The organism is Allobosea spartocytisi, assembly GCF_014764685.1.
Classification (GTDB): Bacteria; Pseudomonadota; Alphaproteobacteria; order Rhizobiales; family Beijerinckiaceae; genus Allobosea; species Allobosea spartocytisi.
Window position 1 is genome coordinate 561,914 of sequence record NZ_JACXWY010000001.1, and the last position, 15,683, is coordinate 577,596.

General features: G+C 67.1%; 15 protein-coding genes. 8 read left to right on the forward strand and 7 right to left on the reverse strand.

The window, feature by feature from the left end; genetic code table 11:
- Window positions 1-23: 23 nt before the first annotated feature.
- Window positions 24-479 carry a redox-sensitive transcriptional activator SoxR gene (soxR, locus tag IED13_RS02740; RefSeq protein WP_038361308.1) on the reverse strand — a complete coding sequence of 152 codons (456 nt, stop codon included), beginning with the start codon at window positions 477-479 and terminating at the stop codon, window positions 24-26.
- 88 nt (window positions 480-567) lie between these two features.
- Between soxR and IED13_RS02745 the strand changes: the two genes are divergently transcribed.
- The gene (locus tag IED13_RS02745) at window positions 568-1,161 is read left to right on the forward strand and encodes an NADPH-dependent FMN reductase (protein WP_133562039.1); all 594 of its coding nucleotides are present in this window, start codon (window positions 568-570) and stop codon (window positions 1,159-1,161) included.
- Between the two features lie 99 nt (window positions 1,162-1,260).
- Entirely contained in the window at window positions 1,261-2,025 is a 765-nt protein-coding gene (locus tag IED13_RS02750; protein ID WP_038361306.1) for an MBL fold metallo-hydrolase, read from the forward strand.
- A gap of 78 nt (window positions 2,026-2,103) precedes the next feature.
- Here IED13_RS02750 and IED13_RS02755 read toward each other — a convergent pair whose 3' ends face one another.
- From IED13_RS02755 to otnK, 3 genes are all read right to left on the reverse strand, one after another.
- Window positions 2,104-3,651, reverse strand: coding sequence for a malonate--CoA ligase (locus IED13_RS02755; RefSeq protein ID WP_191123280.1), 1,548 nt, complete (start codon window positions 3,649-3,651; stop codon window positions 2,104-2,106).
- Between the two features lie 39 nt (window positions 3,652-3,690).
- Window positions 3,691-5,025, reverse strand: coding sequence for a malonyl-CoA decarboxylase (locus tag IED13_RS02760; RefSeq protein ID WP_112763376.1), 1,335 nt, complete (start codon window positions 5,023-5,025; stop codon window positions 3,691-3,693).
- 72 nt (window positions 5,026-5,097) lie between these two features.
- Window positions 5,098-6,363, reverse strand: a complete 1,266-nt coding sequence (gene otnK / locus IED13_RS02765; RefSeq protein WP_191123281.1) for a 3-oxo-tetronate kinase — start codon at window positions 6,361-6,363, stop codon at window positions 5,098-5,100.
- 280 nt (window positions 6,364-6,643) lie between these two features.
- On the opposite strand from otnK, the gene IED13_RS02770 reads away from it, so the two are divergent.
- From IED13_RS02770 to IED13_RS02795, 6 genes are all read left to right on the forward strand, one after another.
- Window positions 6,644-8,161, forward strand: coding sequence for an ABC transporter substrate-binding protein (locus IED13_RS02770; RefSeq protein WP_191123282.1), 1,518 nt, complete (start codon window positions 6,644-6,646; stop codon window positions 8,159-8,161).
- 145 nt (window positions 8,162-8,306) lie between these two features.
- Complete coding sequence (locus tag IED13_RS02775; RefSeq protein ID WP_038361297.1) at window positions 8,307-9,251, forward strand: ABC transporter permease; 945 nt, start codon at window positions 8,307-8,309, stop codon at window positions 9,249-9,251.
- An 8-nt stretch (window positions 9,252-9,259) separates the two neighbouring features.
- Complete coding sequence (locus IED13_RS02780) at window positions 9,260-10,135, forward strand: ABC transporter permease (RefSeq protein ID WP_112763527.1); 876 nt, start codon at window positions 9,260-9,262, stop codon at window positions 10,133-10,135.
- A 69-nt stretch (window positions 10,136-10,204) separates the two neighbouring features.
- Entirely contained in the window at window positions 10,205-12,004 is a 1,800-nt protein-coding gene (locus IED13_RS02785) for a gamma-glutamyltransferase family protein (protein ID WP_191123283.1), read from the forward strand.
- Window positions 12,005-12,164: 160 nt separating this feature from the next.
- A complete protein-coding gene (locus tag IED13_RS02790; protein WP_051987725.1) occupies window positions 12,165-12,893 on the forward strand; it encodes a DUF1028 domain-containing protein in 729 nt (242 codons plus the stop codon).
- Between the two features lie 82 nt (window positions 12,894-12,975).
- The gene (locus IED13_RS02795; protein ID WP_038361293.1) at window positions 12,976-13,542 is read left to right on the forward strand and encodes a DUF2345 domain-containing protein; all 567 of its coding nucleotides are present in this window, start codon (window positions 12,976-12,978) and stop codon (window positions 13,540-13,542) included.
- A gap of 41 nt (window positions 13,543-13,583) precedes the next feature.
- Here the strand turns inward: IED13_RS02795 and IED13_RS02800 are convergent, their stop codons facing one another.
- The 3 genes from IED13_RS02800 to IED13_RS02810 are packed head-to-tail and all read right to left on the reverse strand — an operon-like array spanning window position 13,584 to window position 15,683.
- On the reverse strand, window positions 13,584-14,705 hold the full coding sequence (locus tag IED13_RS02800; RefSeq protein WP_191123284.1) for an alanine racemase: 1,122 nt from the start codon (window positions 14,703-14,705) through the stop codon (window positions 13,584-13,586).
- The gene (locus IED13_RS02805; protein WP_038361290.1) at window positions 14,702-15,160 is read right to left on the reverse strand and encodes a RidA family protein; all 459 of its coding nucleotides are present in this window, start codon (window positions 15,158-15,160) and stop codon (window positions 14,702-14,704) included. Before IED13_RS02805 ends, IED13_RS02800 begins: the two co-directional genes overlap by 4 nt.
- Window positions 15,161-15,173: 13 nt before the next feature.
- A complete protein-coding gene (locus IED13_RS02810; RefSeq protein ID WP_248312410.1) occupies window positions 15,174-15,683 on the reverse strand; it encodes a GNAT family N-acetyltransferase in 510 nt (169 codons plus the stop codon).

Here is a 15,683-nt window from a genome sequence, read left to right on the forward strand (position 1 = left end):
GCTTTTCGGGCCGAAGCTCTGGCTCAGTCCGGATCGAGCAGGCGCGCGCCCGTCCCCTCCTCCGCCAGCCTGTCCCAGGGATTGCGCAGCGGGCAGTCCTTCACCGAAAGGCAGCCGCAGCCGATGCAGCCGTTGAGATGATCGCGCAATCGCGTCAGCCGCTCGATGCGCCGATCAAGCTCCGCCTTCCAGGCCGTGGAGAGGCGCTTCCAGTCGGCCACGGTCGGCGTGCGCCCCTGCGGCAGGGCCTTGAAGGCCTCGCGGATCGTCTTGAGCGGCATGCCGGCGCGCTGCGCCACCTTGATGATCGCGACACGGCGCAGCACCTCGCGCGGATAGCGGCGCTGGTTGCCGGCCGTGCGGTGGCTGCTGATCAGCCCTTCCGCCTCGTAGAAATGCAGTGCCGAGACGGCGAGCCCGCTGCGGCGCGCGACCTCGCCGACGCTCAATTCCATGGGCAGGCGCTGCGGTACATCCATCGCACGCCCCTCCGTTTTCGGCGCTTGACCTTAACCTTAGTTGAGGTTCTATAAGCCTCGCTCCCGTGACGCAAACCGGAGCGCATCCATGCTCAAGAAGCTCGACACAAGGATCAGGCTGGCGCTGATCTACGGCAGCGGCCGCGAGGGCCGCTTCTGCGACAAGGTCGCCGGCTGGGCGATTTCCCAGATCGAGGGCGACGGCCCGTTCGAGCTCGCGATCATCGACCCCGGCACGCTCGAACTGCCGCCGCGCCATGTCGGCAGCGGCCATCCGGCTCTGGAAGAGGTTCGACAGACCATCGCCTGGGCCGACGGCTTCATCGTGGTGACGCCCGAATACAACCGCGCCTATCCGGCGATCCTGAAATTCCTGATCGACTCGATCGGGCCGGAATGGCGCGGCAAGCCGGTCGGCTTCGTCTCCTATGGCGGCATCTCGGGGGGCCTGCGCGCCGTGGAGCAGTTGCGGCTCGTCTTCGGCGAATTGCACGCCGCACCGATCCGCGACGGCGTCTCCTTCGCCGATGTCTGGGGCCGCTTCGACACAGAGGGCCGGCTCATGGAAGCCGACCGTGCCGAACGCGCGATGGCGACGATGCTGGCGCAGCTCCATTGGTGGGCGAGCGCGCTGCGGACCGCGCGCGAAACCGTGCCCTACGGCCAGTTCTCACCGGCCTGATACCTCACGCGAAGTTGGGGCGAGCTTCACAAATCCGAACTGGTCTCGCTGCGGCCTGGGCGAAACAATGCCCGCCCCGAGACCAGGAGCCGGACGGATATGAAGCTCAAACTTCTCCGCAACGCGACGCTGAAGCTCAACTATGGCGGCAGGACCTTCCTGATCGACCCGGATTTCGGGGTGCCGCTCAGTCGCCCTTCCTTCACCGGCCGCTCGCAGAACCCGATGACGCCGCTGCCCGAGCCGATCGAGGACATCCTCGCCGGGGTGGACACGGTGATCGTGTCCCACCTCCACGCCGACCATTTCGATGCGGTCGCGAAGGAGCGCGTGCCGAAGAACCTGCCGATCATTTGCCGGCCGGGTGACGAAGCGGCGATCGCGCAGGCGGGTTTCTCCTCGATCACGGCGATCGACTGCTTCATCAGGCTGGGGCCGATCATCCTGAAACGGCATCCGGCCCAGCACGGCACCGGCGCCGTGGTCGATAAGATGGGGCCGGTGATGGGGCTGAGCTTCGAGGCGCCGGGCGAGCCGACGCTCTACTGGTGCGGCGACAGCGTGCTCTATCCGCCGCTGCGCGATGCCGCGGCGGCGACGGGACCTGACGTCATCGTCACGCATTCCTGCGGGGCGATGTGGGACAACACGCTGATCGTGATGGACGACGAGCAGACGCTCGATCTTGCCGAAGCATTCCCGCGGGCGACAATGATCGCGACGCATATGGAAGCGCTGGACCACGCCACCGTCAGTCGCACAGCGTTGCGCAAGGCGGCGAAGGAACGCGGCGTCGACACGCGGCGCCTGCGAATCCCCGCTGACGGCGAGACGATCGAACTCGGCGTGCCGGCGCTGGTTTGAGCCGCTCAAATACGCGTGTCATCCCGGCTCTTCGCTTCGCTCCGGCCGGGATGACACGCGATTTAAAACGGAAGGGGTCTATTCCCCCGCCTTCAACTGCTTGGCGTAGATGTCCTTGTACTGCTCGCGCAGCAGGTTCTTCTGGACCTTGCCCATGGTGTTGCGCGGCAATTCGCCGACGACGAAGACCTGCTTGGGCTGCTTGAACTTGGCGAGACGCTGCTCCAGCGCCCCGGCGATGCCCTTCGCGGTGATCTCGGCGCCCGGCTTGCAGACCACGACCGCCGTGACCCCCTCGCCGAAATCGGGATGCGGCACGCCGATGACCGCGCTCTCGATCACGCCCGGCATCTCGTCGATCTCGGTCTCGACTTCCTTCGGATAGACGTTGTAGCCGCCGGTGATGATCAGGTCCTTGCCGCGCCCGACGATATGGACGTAGCCAGCGGGATCGATCTTGCCGAGATCGCCGGTGATGAAGAAGCCGTCGGCCTTAAACTCGGCCGCGGTCTTCTCGGGGTTGCGCCAATAGCCCTTGAAGACGTTGGGGCCCTTGACCTCGATCATGCCGATCTCGTCGCGGGCGATTTCCTTGCCCGTCTCGGGATCGGTGACGCGGGCCGAAACGCCCGGCAGCGGGAAGCCGACCGTGCCGGCGACGCGATCCCCCTCATAGGGGTTCGAGGTGTTCATGTTGGTCTCGGTCATGCCGTAGCGCTCGAGGATGGCGTGGCCCGTGCGCTCGCGCCATTCGCGATGGGTCTCGGCCAGCAGCGGCGCCGAGCCGGAGACGAAGAGGCGCATATGCTTCGTCGCCTCCCGGGTCAGCCGCGCATCCTGCAGCAACCGGACATAGAAGGTCGGCACGCCCATCATGCTGGTCGCCTGGGGCAGGTGCTTGAAGATCTGATCGGGATCGAATTTCGGCAGCAGAATCATCGCGGAGCCGGAGAGCAGCACCACATTGGTCGCGACGAAGAGGCCATGGGTGTGGAAGATCGGCAGCGCGTGCAGCAGCACATCGTCCTTGGTGAAGCGCCAATAGTCGACCAGGGTCAGCGCATTGGACGACAGATTGTCGTGGCTGAGCATCGCGCCCTTCGAGCGCCCGGTCGTCCCGGAGGTGTAGAGGATGGCCGCGAGATCGTCCGGCCCGCGCGCGACATCGGCGAAGCTGGTCGAGGCCGCCAGCGCCTTGTCGGACAGCGTGCCCGCCGAGACATCCGGCGCGCGCCAGACGCCGAGCGTCTCCAGCTTCGCGCCGGCCTTCTCGGCGAAGGGCCTGAGCGCCTCGGCCTTCGCCGGATCGCAGACGAAGACGGCGGGCTCGGCATCGCCGAGGAAATACTCGATCTCGGCCGGGGTATAGGCGGTGTTGAGCGGCAGGAAGATCGCACCGGCCCGGACCGTGCCGAGATAGAGCATCAGCGCCTCGATGCTCTTCTCGACCTGCACCGCGACACGGTCGCCCGGCTTCACGCCGAGGCCAACCAGCGCGTTGGCGAAGCGGGCGGAGACGTCGAGCACGTCCTGATAGCTGTAGCTTCGGCCGTCATCGAGGAGCGCAAAACGCGCGCCTGGCCCCGGCATGCGGGCACGGATGAGGTCGAACAGGTGGTTGCCCATGATTTCGGGTCCTTTCAGGCGTTTCCGTCGTCGGGTCTGTCAGGGATTGGCCGGGCGCAGCAGCTTGCGCACCGAGGAGGAGGCCACGACCGTGTCGCGCGTGGCGAAGGCCTCGTGGTTGGTCTCGATGTCGTCGAGGTCGTAGCGGTAATTCACCATCACGCCATGCGACTCGCGCAGACCCCGCGCCGAGAGATTGCCGCCGACATTGACGCGCTCCAGCCGCGCGCCATTGCCGAGATGGAAGCGCGCGACCGGGTCGATGACGCGCCCCGAGCTCCCCCGTGCGCGCAGCAGATATTGCGCAGCCATCTGGCCGAGCAGCTTGTCGCGACGCGCCTTGGTCGCGTCGTCGAGCGAGATGGTCTCGCCGGCCGGACGGCCCAGCTCCGCGCGCTCCTCATTGGTGAGATGGAACGCGCCGGGATCGGCGGCGATGCCGGAAAGCCAGCGGGCGAAGCCCGGCACCGGCGAGAGCGTGACGAAGGTGTCGAGCCCCGGCAACTCGCGCTTGAGGTCCTCGGCGACCTGCTTGATCAGGAAATTGCCGAAGGAAATGCCGCGCAGGCCCTCCTGACAGTTCGAGATCGAATAGAACACCGCCGTCGTCGCCTCCTGCGCCGGCAGCACCTCGCGCTCCGGCTGAAGCACCTCGCCGATGGTGCGTGGAATCTCGGTCGTCAGCGCGACCTCGACGAAGATCAGCGGCTCGTCGACGAGCTGTGGATGGAAGAAGGCGAAGCAGCGCCGGTCCGCCGGTTCGAGGCGCCGACGCAGATCGTCCCAGCCCTGGATCTCGTGCACCGCCTCGTAGCGGATGATCTTCTCGAGCACATTGGCCGGCGTACGCCAGTCGATGCGGCGCAGCACGAGGAAGCCGCGATTGAACCAGGAGCCGAAAAGGTGCCGGAAATCGGCATCAACGGCCTTGAGCGCAGGCTCCGCCTCCATCGCCTCGAACAGCGCCTCGCGCATCTGGACGAGGACATGGGTACCGTCCGGCGCAAGATTGAGGCGGCGCAGCAATTCCTGCCGGCGAGGCTCGGATGCCAGATGCAGGGCCGAGACGGCCGCCGCGTCCGGCTTCTTGCGATAGGTTTCGATGGCCTTGTCGAGCCGCTCCGCATCCGGGCCGAAGCGCTCCGCGAGCAGGTTGAAGAAGGCGAGACGACCGGGCTTGTCGAGGCGTTGCCAGGCGTCGAGCACCGCCTGCGCGAACGCCATGCCGGAGGCCTCGCCCTTGCCCGACAGAAGATCCTCGCAGAGCCGGTCGATCGGCCGGGCGCCCTTGCCGAGAAAGCGCTCGAAGCCGATCAGCGCACGGCCGCGATCGGCGACGTTGGTCAGGAGTTCGCCGAGAAACGCCATATCCATGCGGGCTCCCAATACTGCCAAGACCGGTTGCCCCGCGATCCTATACGAGTTTCCGCCGGCGCAAACCGCGTCTCAGCGCAGCAGGCTCCAGGCTTTCAGGAAGAAGTCCGGGGCGCCGAAATTCCCCGATTTGAGCGCGACGACCATCGCCGGCCCGTCTACGACGCGGGTCCAGGGCACGCCGGGGTCGATCTCGGGGCCGATCTCCAGCGTGCGAATCCCCAGGCCCAGCACGGTGGCGCCGGAGGTTTCGCCGCCGGCGACGAGCAGGCGCGTGACGCCACCCTTCGACAACAGTCGCGCGATTTCGGCGAAGGCATCCTCGACGACACCCCCCGCCTTCTCACGGCCAAGCTTGTCCTGAACCGCCGCGACTTCGGCCGGATCGTCGCTGGAATAGAGCAGGAAGGGCTTATCGGCCGGCTGCGCCAACGCCCAGGCAGCGAGCCCGGCCGCATCCTGCCGGCCTTCGACCAGCGCGAAGGGATCGACCTTGAGCGCCGGATAGCCCGCCGCCAGCGCCGCCTTGATCTGCCCGCGCGTCGCAGTGGAGCAGCTTCCCGAAATGATGCCGCTGCGCCCGGCCGGTGCCTGCAAATCCTGCGGGCCGGGATGCTCCGGCAGGAGCCCGGCCCGGCGGAAATTCTGCGGCAGGCCCATCGCGATGCCGGAGCCGCCGGTCAGCAAGACATGCTCGGAGACGGCATGGCCGAGCGTCATCAGATCCTCATTGGTGAGGGCGTCGGTCACCACATAGCGAACGCCCTCGACCTCGAGCTTGGCGAGGCGCGCCTTCACCGCGGCGGGGCCGGCGAACACCGTGGCATAGTCGACCAGGCCGACCTCGGCCTTCGCCTGCGCCGCCATCAATCGCATCAGGTTGGAATCGCGCATCGGCGTCAGCGGGTGGTCCTTCATCGAGCTTTCGTGAAGCGGGACAGAGCCGACGAAGAGATAGCCTTGATAGATCGAGCGGCCATTGGCCGGAAAGGCCGGGCAGACGACGGCGAGCTTCGCGCCAAGCCGTTCCATCAGCGCGTTCGCAACCGGGCCGATATTGCCCTCCGCCGTGGAATCGAAGGTCGAGCAGTATTTGAACAGGATCTGCCGCGCCCCTGCCGCCAGCAGCGCCTCGCAGGCGGCCAGCGAGTCGGCGACCGCCTCCGCCACCGGATTCGTCCGCGATTTCAGCGCGACCACCACCGCATCGGCATCGGGCAAGGCGACGCCGGCCGCCGGCACGCCAATGACCTGCACGGTCCGCATACCCGCCCGGTTCAGCATCAGCGCCACATCGGTCGCGCCCGTCATGTCGTCGGCGATCACACCCAGAAGCACGGTTTCCTCCCTCTCGCTTTTCTACGTCCTTCTAGCCGGCGCCTACGGCCAGCGCGACCGTCATCGCCGCATCGCCTGCCCGAGTGTTCGGCATGCCGCGGGAGCCGCCCAAAAACCGTGCAGCGCCGCCCGGAAATTGGTGCGCCGCAGCGTCGACGGCACCGCGGTTCTGTGTCAACTTGGTCCCGCAAGGAACAAGTTCGCCGATATGGAGCCGGATCGGAGTGCTCGCCCGCTTTCCGAGACGCCTTGAAAAACGACGTTCGAAGAGGGGAAAACCATGAAGCTTCTCAAAGTTCTGGCCGCAGCTTCCACCCTCGCGCTCGCCGCGTGGCCCGGCCTGTCACCGGCGCTGGCGCAAGCCCCATCGACGCTGCGGATCGGGCTTCAGGAAGACCCGGACATGCTCGACCCGCACAAGGCCCGCACCTTCGTCGGCCGGATCGTCTTCATGGGGCTGTGCGACCGGCTGCTCGACATCACGCCCGAGCTGAAACTCGTGCCGCGGCTTGCCACCTCCTGGGAATTCTCGGCCGACGGGCTGACGCTGACGATGAAGCTGCGGACCGAGGCCAAGTTCCACGACGGCGAGGCCTTCAACGCCGAGGCCGCCAAGGCCAATCTCGAACGGGCGATGACCCTGCCTGAATCGCTGCGCAAATCGGAGCTCGCCTCGGTCGACAAGGTCGAGGCGCCCGACCCGGCGACGCTCGTCCTGAAGCTCAAGCGGCCCGACGCCACCCTGCTTGCCCAGCTCACCGACCGTGCCGGCATGATGCTGGCGCCGAAAAGCCTCTCCGGCGACGTCACCGCCAGGCCGATCTGCTCCGGCCCCTACAAATTCGTCGAGCGCGTGCAGAACGACCGGATCGTGCTGGAGAAGTTCAAAGAGCATTGGGAAGCCGACAAATACAATTTCGACCGGATCATCTACCGCTCGATTCCCGACACCACCGTCCGGCTCGCCAATCTGCGCTCGGGCGAGCTCGACATGCTGGAGCGACTGGCGCCGACCGACGTGAAATCGGCCAAGGCCGATGCCTCGCTCAAGGTGACCAGCATCGCCAATCTCGGCTATCAGGGCATCACCATCAACACCAATAACGGCGATGCCGCGAAGCAGCCGATGGGCCAGGACAAGCGGGTGCGCCAGGCGTTCTCGCTCGCCATCGACCGCAAGGTGCTGAGCCAGGTGGTGTTCGAGGGGCTCTACGAGCCGATGAACCAGCCCTTCAACCCCGGCAACTTCTATGTCAGCGGCGATTTCCCCGTGCCGGCGCGCGATGTCGCCAAGGCCAGGGCGCTGCTGAAGGAGGCCGGGCAGCCCAAGGTCACCGCCGAGCTCTTCGTCACCAACAACCCGGTCGATACCCAAATCGGCCAGGTGATCCAGGCGATGGCGCAGGAAGCCGGCATCGATGTCCAGCTCCGCGCGACCGAGTTCGCCAGCCAGCTCCGCGACCAGCAGCAGGGCAAGTTCCAGATGAGCCGCATCGGCTGGTCTGGCCGCATCGACCCCGACGGCAACATCCACCCCTTCGTCACCACGGGCGGCGGGCAGAACGACGGCAAATACTCCAACCCCGAGGTCGATCGCCTGCTCAACCAGGCGCGGACCGTCTACGATCCGGCCGAACGCAAGAAGCTCTATGATGCCGCCCAGAAGATCCTGAACGACGAATTGCCGATCATCTATCTCTACAACCAGACGGTCTTCTTCGCGCTGCGCAAGAACATCGACGGCTTTGTCATCAACCCGGACGGGCTGATCCGGCTGGCAGGGTTGAAGCGCTCGTGAGCCCTTCCCTCGCGCCGACCACGGCGCCATCGTCCCGGGCGGCCGAGGGTCGACCCGGGATCCATCGTAGAGCGCAGTTCCCTATGATGGACCCCGGAATTCCGCTTCGCTGCATCCGGAATGACAAAGCGGTTTCGAGTGCGCCATGCTGACGCTCATCCTGCGACGCATCCTGATCGCGATCCCGACGCTGTTCCTGGTGTCGGTCTTCGTCTTCGCCCTGCAGCGTGCGCTGCCGGGCGACCCCTTCCTCGTCCTCGCCGGCGAGGAGCGCGACCCCGAGGCCATCGCCAGGCTGCGCGAGATCTACCGGATGAACGACCCGGTCTTCGTGCAGTTCTTCGCCTGGCTCGGGCAGGTGGTCCAGGGCGATTTCGGCCGCTCGCTGCGCACCGGGGAGCCCGTGCTCGGCCTCATCCTGCAGAAGCTGCCGGTGACGATCCAGCTCGCCACCGCCGCGATCCTGGTGGCAATCGCGATCGGCATCCCCATCGGCATCCTGGCGGCGCGGCGCAAGGGCACTATCGTCGACTATTCGGCCAGCGCCGTCGCGCTGTCGGGGCTGTCGATCCCGAATTTCTGGCTCGGCATCATGCTGATCCTGCTGGTCTCGGTCTATCTGAAGTGGCTGCCGGCCTCAGGTTACGAATCGATCTTCGTCCACCCCTGGGAGGCGATCCAGCGCCTGATCATGCCGGCCTTCGTGCTCGGCAACGGGCTCGCCGCCTTCCTGATGCGCCATACCCGCTCGGCCATGCTGGAGGTGCTGCGCTCCGACTATGTCCGCACCGCCCGCGCCAAGGGGCTGGACGAGGACACGGTCGTGCATCGCCATGCGCTGCGCAACGCACTGGTGCCGATCATCACGCTGACGACGCTGCTCTTCGGCGAGTTGCTGGCCGGCGCGGTGCTGACCGAGCAGGTCTTCACCATTCCCGGCTTCGGCAAGCTCATCGTCGATGCGGTGTTCAACCGCGACTATGGCGTGGTGCAGGGCGTGGTGCTGTGCACCGCCATCGGATTCATCCTGATGAACCTGCTGGCGGACATCCTCTACATCCTCGTCAATCCGCGGCTGAGGGCGGCCTGATGGCATCGATGGATTCCATCTCCTCGGGCGCAGGCACGGCGAGCGGGCTGAAGGCGCGGCCGGGCGTGCTGGCCCGGCTCCTCCACAATCCCTCGGCGCTGATCGGCGGCGGGCTCGTGCTCCTCTTCGTGCTGCTGGCGGTGCTGGCGCCGGTGCTGCCGCTGGCGGACCCGTTCAAGTCGAATTTCCTCGCCATCCGCAAGCCGCCTTCGGAGCTCTACTGGTTCGGCACCGACGAGCTCGGGCGCGATCAGGTGGCGCGGCTGTTCTTCGGGGCGCGCGCCTCGCTGCTCGCCGGCATCGTCTCGGTGCTGATCGCGGTCGCCATCGGCCTGCCCTTCGGGCTGATCGCCGGCTGGTATGGCGGCTGGATCGACATCGTGATCTCGCGCGTCACCGAAGCCCTGCTCGCCTGCCCCTTTCTGATCCTGGCCATCGCGTTTGCGGCGGTGCTCGGCCCCTCGCTGACCAATGCGATGATCGCGATCGGCCTGTCGGCCGTGCCGATCTTCATCCGGCTGGTGCGCGGGCAGGTGATGAGCGTGAAGGCCGAGGATTTCGTCGAGGGCGCACGGGCCGTCGGCGCGCGCGACCTGCGGCTGATGTTCCGCCATGTGCTGCCGAACACGCTTTCGCCGATCATCGTGCAATCGACGCTGTTCATGGCGCAGGCGATCATCCTCGAAGCCGCCCTCTCCTTCCTGGGGCTCGGCCAGCAGCCGCCATCACCCTCCTGGGGGCAGATGCTCAACGTCGCCAAGAACTTCATGGAGCAGGCGCCCTGGATGTCGGTGGCGCCGGGCATCTGCATCTTCCTGGCGGTGCTCGGCTTCAACCTGCTCGGTGACGGCTTGCGCGATGCGCTCGATCCCAGAGAGAATTAGATGACGCCAGCCACGCCCGGCCCTCGCCGCTGACACCGCACCGACCACTTTCCACGACTGGATACACCCATGTTCACCACCCGCCCCGAAATCCTCGGCACCTTCGGTGTCGTCACCTCGACGCATTGGCTCGCGACCGCGTCGGGCATGGCGATGCTGGAGAAGGGCGGCAACGCCTTCGACGCCTGCGCCGCCGCCGCCTTCGTGCTGCAAGTGGTGGAGCCGCATCTCGTCGGCCCGGCCGGCGACATGCCGGCCGTGTTCTATTCGGCCGAGACGAAGAAGGTCGAGACGCTCTGCGCGCAGGGACCCGCCCCGCAGGCGGCAACCATCGCGGCCTACAAGGCACTCGGCCTCGATATGATCCCCGGCTCCGGCCTGCTCGCGACCGTCGTGCCGGGCGCCTTCGGCGGCTGGATGACGCTGCTGCGCGACCATGGCCGGCTCAAGCTGCGCGAGGTGCTGGAACCGGCCATCGGCTATTTCGAGAACGGCCACCCGATGCTGCCGCGCGTCTCGGATTCGATCCGGGAGCTTACCGATCTCTTCACCGGCGAGTGGCCGACATCCGGCGCGGTCTATCTCCCCGGCGGCAATGTGCCGGAGGCGCGCAAGCTCTTCGCCAACAAGGCCGCCGCCGCGACCTACAGGCGCATCCTCGACGAGGCGGAGGCCGCAGGCTCCGACCGGCAGGAGCAGATCCAGGCCGCCTATGATTCCTGGTACAAGGGCTTCGTCGCCGAGGCGATGGACCGTTTCTGCCGCACGCAGGAGGTGATGGATTCCTCCGGCCGCCGCAACAAGGGCCTGCTGACTGCGCAGGACATGGCGAATTACAAGCCGACCTACGAGACGCCGACCTCGGTGACGTATCACGACTGGGAGGTCTTCAAGATCGGCCCCTGGGGCCAGGGCCCGGCCTTCCTGCAGACGCTGAAGATCCTCGAGGGCATCGACCTCGCCGGCATGGGTCCGGCGAGCCCCGACTTCGTGCATCATGTCGTCGAGGCGATGAAGCTCGCTTTCGCCGATCGCGAGGCCTATTACGGCGACCCGGATTTCGTGACGGTGCCGCTCGCGACGCTGCTCTCGGAGGATTACGCCGCCGGCCGGCGCGGGCTGATCGGCGAACAGGCCTCGCTGGAGCTGCGCCCCGGCATCGTGCCCGGCTACGAGGCGCAGGTGGCGCATGCGCTGAAGGCGCTCGGTGCCATCGCCCAGCCGACCCAGGGCGGCGCCAGCGTCGGCGAGCCGACCATGGCCTCGATGGTCGCGGCCGGGCGCAAGGGTGACACCGTCCATATCGACGTCATCGACAAATGGGGCAACATGATCGCGGCGACGCCGTCGGGCGGCTGGCTGCAATCCTCGCCGGTCATCCCGGAGCTCGGCTTCCCGCTCAATTCGCGGGCGCAGATGTTCTGGCTGGAAGAGGGCCTGCCGGCTTCGCTTGCGCCGGGCAAGCGGCCGCGCACGACGCTGACGCCGACCATTGCCTTCGAGAATGGCCGGCCGCGCCTCGCCTTCGGCACGCCGGGCGGCGACCAGCAGGAGCAATGGCAGCTCGGCCTCTTCCTGCGCCGGGTCCATCACGGGCTCAACCTGCAGGAAGCCATCGACCTGCCGCTGTTCCACACCCAGCATTTCCCCTCCTCCTTCTATCCCCGGACCTCGCGGCCGGGACATCTGATGATCGAGGAGAGCATCGGCGCGGCGGCCTTGGCGGAGCTGGAGCGGCGCGGCCACAGGCTCGAGCGCGCCCCTGCCTGGACGGTCGGGCGCCTGACGGCGGCGGAGACGGGCGATGACGGCCTCTTGCGCGCCGCCGCGACGCCGCGTCTGATGCAGGCCTATGCCGCGGGGCGGTAAGCTCTGCCGGTTTTGTCGTCATTCCGGGCGAAGCGAAGCACAGACCCGGAAGCCATCGTAGAGCGCCTCGCCCTTCGATGGATCACGGATCGGCGCGGCTTCGCCGCTTGTCCGGGATGACGGGGAAGACTGAGATCGACCGGATAACGAGGAACCGCATATGACCTGGTCCATCGTCGCCCGCGACGCCGCCACGGGCGCCTATGGCGTCGCCGTCTCGACCTGCGCCTTCGCCGTCGGCGCGCGCGTGCCCTATGGCGGCGGCCGGATCGGCGCCATCGCGACGCAGGCCTTCGTCAATCCGCTCTATGGCGTCGACGGGTTGAAGCTGCTGCAGGAAGGTCGCTCGGCTCTCGAGATCGTCGCGACGCTGACGGCGGCCGACGAGGGCCGTGCCCATCGCCAGCTCCATGTCATCGACCGCGACGGCAAGATCGCCGCTCACACGGGTGCGGCCTGCATCGACTGGTGCGGTGCGGTGGACGGGCCGCAGGTCTCGGTCGCCGGCAACATGCTGGCGGGGCCGGAGGTCGTGCAGCAGACGCTGAAGGCCTATATCGCGGCATCCGGCCTCGATTTCGACGAACGGCTCCTGGTCGCGCTCGAAGCCGGCGAGAAGGCCGGCGGCGACAAGCGCGGCCGGCAATCAGCCGCCATCCGCATCTGGAACGGCGAGCCGGTGCCGAGCTTCGACATCCGCGTCGACGATCATGCCGATCCGCTGGCGGAGCTGCGCCGGCTCTGGCGGGTGGCGCATCAGCGCTCCGTGCCGTTCCAGCAGGCCTCGCCGTCGCGCAGCCGCCCTGCCGGCGTCACCGACAGGGCCGAACTCGACCGGCTCTGCGCGGAATACGCAGCGAACTGGAACGCGCGGCATCCGGAGAGCTGAGCCGCGGAGCGCATTCTCGCCAAGCCTGTCGCGTGATAAGGTGACGTTTCGTCACCCTGTCATCCAATAAGCGGGGAATGCGATGGCCGATCGGGACAACGAAGCCCTCCAGAAGCGCATCGCCACGCTGGAGACGCAGGTCGCAGCCTTGCTGCAGGCGATTTCGGCAGACCGGGGCGGCAATGTCGTCATCAACGCGCCGGGCTCTCTGACCGTCAATTGCGGGCTCGGGATCTCGCTCACGGCCGGCAGCGCGATGACGCTGACCGCAGGCGCCAACCTTGCCGTGATCGCAGGCGCCAATGCCAGCCTCGTTGTCGGCAACCGCCTGCGCATCAGCAGCGGCCATGAAGCCTCGTTCGAAACACGGAGCTTCAACGTCACGGCGGCCGTGGGCTGCAAGATCGATAGCGGACAGAGCCTTGCCGTCACCTCCGGCAAGGAGATGACGGTCGCGGTCAGCAAGACGCTTCTGGTCGAAAGCGCCAACGCGATGGTGCTGAAAAGCGGCGATGCCAGGCTGGACCTGAAGAAGGACGGCAGCGTCGAGCTTCACGGACGGGACGTCACGCTCAAGGCCTCCGGACACCTCGAAGCCAAGGCGTCCGGACATGTCACGATCAAAGGATCGAAAATCCTGCAGAATTGACACGCACCGCGCTTCTCACGGAACCACGCCGTCTTTCCAGGTCAGGTCAGCTTCCCACGCGCCGCAACCGGCAGTTCCCCGATCAGCTTGTCGCCCCGCACCGTGATCAGCCGGTCGACCATGTTGACGACGACGCAGACATGGTTCGGCACGACGCGCACGACTTCGCCGACGACGGGACGCTCGTTCGTGCCGGAGAGATCGAGGAAACCGTGCTCCTCGGCGAATTGCGCGATCTTCGCGCGAGGATATTCGAGGATCAGCCCATGGCCGTCGAGGCCGCCCTTGTCGCTGGTCAGCGTCTTCGAGCCGGAATCGAGGATGCCGCGCTCGGGCGCCGCCCGGCTCACCACCGTGGCGTAGACGGTCAGCGCGCAATCATCGAGCGTCGCGACCCCGGCCGCCATCTGCATGCGGTCGTTGAAGATCGAGGTGCCCGAGCGATGCTCGGTCGCGCCCTTGAGCTTGCCCATGTTGGGGATGTTGGGCGAGCCGCCGGTCGAGACGATATCGGCCTTGAGGCCGGCATCGCGCAGGCCGGCATTGGCGGTGTCGAGGAAAACCTGCGTGCGCTCCCAGCCATCCTCCGGCGGGTACATCAGGAAGCCGGCGAAGCGCAGGCCCGGCGACGCCGCGACCATCTTCGCAAGCTCGACCGCCTCGCCGGGCGTCTCGACGCCGGCGCGCTTGCGGCCGGTGTCGCATTCGATGACGACTTCCAGATCACGCCCCGCAATCTCGCCCGCGCGCGGCAGGCCGGAGATGGTCACGGGGTTGTCGGCGGCGACGATCATGCGGACGCGGCGCTGGAGCGCGCCGAGGCGGCCCAGCTTCTCCTCGCCGAGGATGTTGTAGCTGATCAGGATGTCGTCGATGCCGCCATCGGCCATGACCTCGGCCTCGCCGAGCTTCTGGCAGGTGACGCCGCGTGCGCCGGCCTCGATCTGGAGCCGCGCCAGCTCGGGCGATTTATGCGTCTTGATATGCGGGCGGTTGGCAACGCCGGCCGCATCGCAGGCGGCCTGGAGACGGGCGATGTTGGCATCGACCTTGTCGAGGTCGATCACGACGGCAGGGGTGCCGTAAATGCGGGCGATCTCGGCGGCGAGCGGCGTGGCGGCCGGCTGATCGACGGCCCTGGAGGTGGTCGCGGTCACGCTCATGGATGCACCTTGACGATAACCTCGATCTCGACGGTCATCCGGTTCGGCAGCGAGCCCATGCCGACGGCCGAGCGGGCGTGGCGGCCCCGGTCGCCGAGCACGGCGACGAACAGGTCGGAGCAGCCATTGATGACCTTGGGATGATCCGAGAAATCGGGCGCTGCATTGACCATGCCGAGCAGCTTGACGATCTCGACCTTGTCGAGGGAGCCCGCCGCCTTCTTCATCGCCGCGAGCAGGCCGAGGCCGGTCTGCTTGGCATGCTCATAGGCCTGCTCGATCGTGACGTCGGCGCCGACCTTGCCGGTCGGATAGGTGCCGTCGGCGCGCTTGGGTCCCTGCCCGGAGAGATAGATCATGTCGCCGACCTGCTTGAAGCTGACATAGGTCGCGACCGGCGTCGGCACCTCCGGCAGGGTCAGCCCCAGTTCCTTCAGCCTGTCATCGGCGCTCATGTTATCTTTCTCCTCAGTCCTTCAGGTCGCGGCGCATATAGCAGGCCGCTTCATCGTAAGTCGCCAGCTTCCCGGCCAGCGCGGGCTCTTCGACAACGGCAAATCCCTGACGCTGCCAGAAGCTTGTAGAGCCGTTCACCGCCACCAGCGAGAGGCTTCGGTAGCCGGCCTGCCCGAGCCGGCGGGCGAGCTCCGCGAGGATCCGGCCGCCAGCCCCCGCTCCGCGTCCTTCGGGCAGCACAGCGAGATCGTGCAGATACCAGTTCGCCTGACCGTCCGGAACGGCGCCAAGCCGGGAGTTGAGCGCGGGGATCTCGCCGGCCGGCCAGGGATGGCTGACGAGATAGCCGAGCAGCGCCCCGCCCTCGCCCTCCAGGACATGGCAGCCTTCGCCGGCAAGCCGCAACCGCTCGGCGAAGACGGCTTCGTCCTCGGGATAAGCCGGGTGGACAACGGCCGCGATCCGCATCACGGCCGGCAGATCGGCAGGCGCCATGCGGCGCCAGCCCGTTTCGCGTGACAT

What these genes read in the sequence shown, in the direction of transcription:
- soxR (WP_038361308.1), bottom strand. Translation starts at nt 479, where the DNA reads ATGGATGTACCGCAGCGCCTGCCCATGGAATTGAGCGTCGGCGAGGTC.
- IED13_RS02745 (WP_133562039.1), top strand. Translation starts at nt 568, where the DNA reads ATGCTCAAGAAGCTCGACACAAGGATCAGGCTGGCGCTGATCTACGGC.
- IED13_RS02750 (WP_038361306.1), top strand. Translation starts at nt 1,261, where the DNA reads ATGAAGCTCAAACTTCTCCGCAACGCGACGCTGAAGCTCAACTATGGC.
- IED13_RS02755 (WP_191123280.1), bottom strand. Translation starts at nt 3,651, where the DNA reads ATGGGCAACCACCTGTTCGACCTCATCCGTGCCCGCATGCCGGGGCCA.
- IED13_RS02760 (WP_112763376.1), bottom strand. Translation starts at nt 5,025, where the DNA reads ATGGATATGGCGTTTCTCGGCGAACTCCTGACCAACGTCGCCGATCGC.
- IED13_RS02770 (WP_191123282.1), top strand. Translation starts at nt 6,644, where the DNA reads ATGAAGCTTCTCAAAGTTCTGGCCGCAGCTTCCACCCTCGCGCTCGCC.
- IED13_RS02775 (WP_038361297.1), top strand. Translation starts at nt 8,307, where the DNA reads ATGCTGACGCTCATCCTGCGACGCATCCTGATCGCGATCCCGACGCTG.
- IED13_RS02780 (WP_112763527.1), top strand. Translation starts at nt 9,260, where the DNA reads ATGGATTCCATCTCCTCGGGCGCAGGCACGGCGAGCGGGCTGAAGGCG.
- IED13_RS02785 (WP_191123283.1), top strand. Translation starts at nt 10,205, where the DNA reads ATGTTCACCACCCGCCCCGAAATCCTCGGCACCTTCGGTGTCGTCACC.
- IED13_RS02790 (WP_051987725.1), top strand. Translation starts at nt 12,165, where the DNA reads ATGACCTGGTCCATCGTCGCCCGCGACGCCGCCACGGGCGCCTATGGC.
- IED13_RS02795 (WP_038361293.1), top strand. Translation starts at nt 12,976, where the DNA reads ATGGCCGATCGGGACAACGAAGCCCTCCAGAAGCGCATCGCCACGCTG.
- IED13_RS02800 (WP_191123284.1), bottom strand. Translation starts at nt 14,705, where the DNA reads ATGAGCGTGACCGCGACCACCTCCAGGGCCGTCGATCAGCCGGCCGCC.
- IED13_RS02805 (WP_038361290.1), bottom strand. Translation starts at nt 15,160, where the DNA reads ATGAGCGCCGATGACAGGCTGAAGGAACTGGGGCTGACCCTGCCGGAG.
- IED13_RS02810 (WP_248312410.1), bottom strand. Translation starts at nt 15,683, where the DNA reads ATGTCACGCGAAACGGGCTGGCGCCGCATGGCGCCTGCCGATCTGCCG.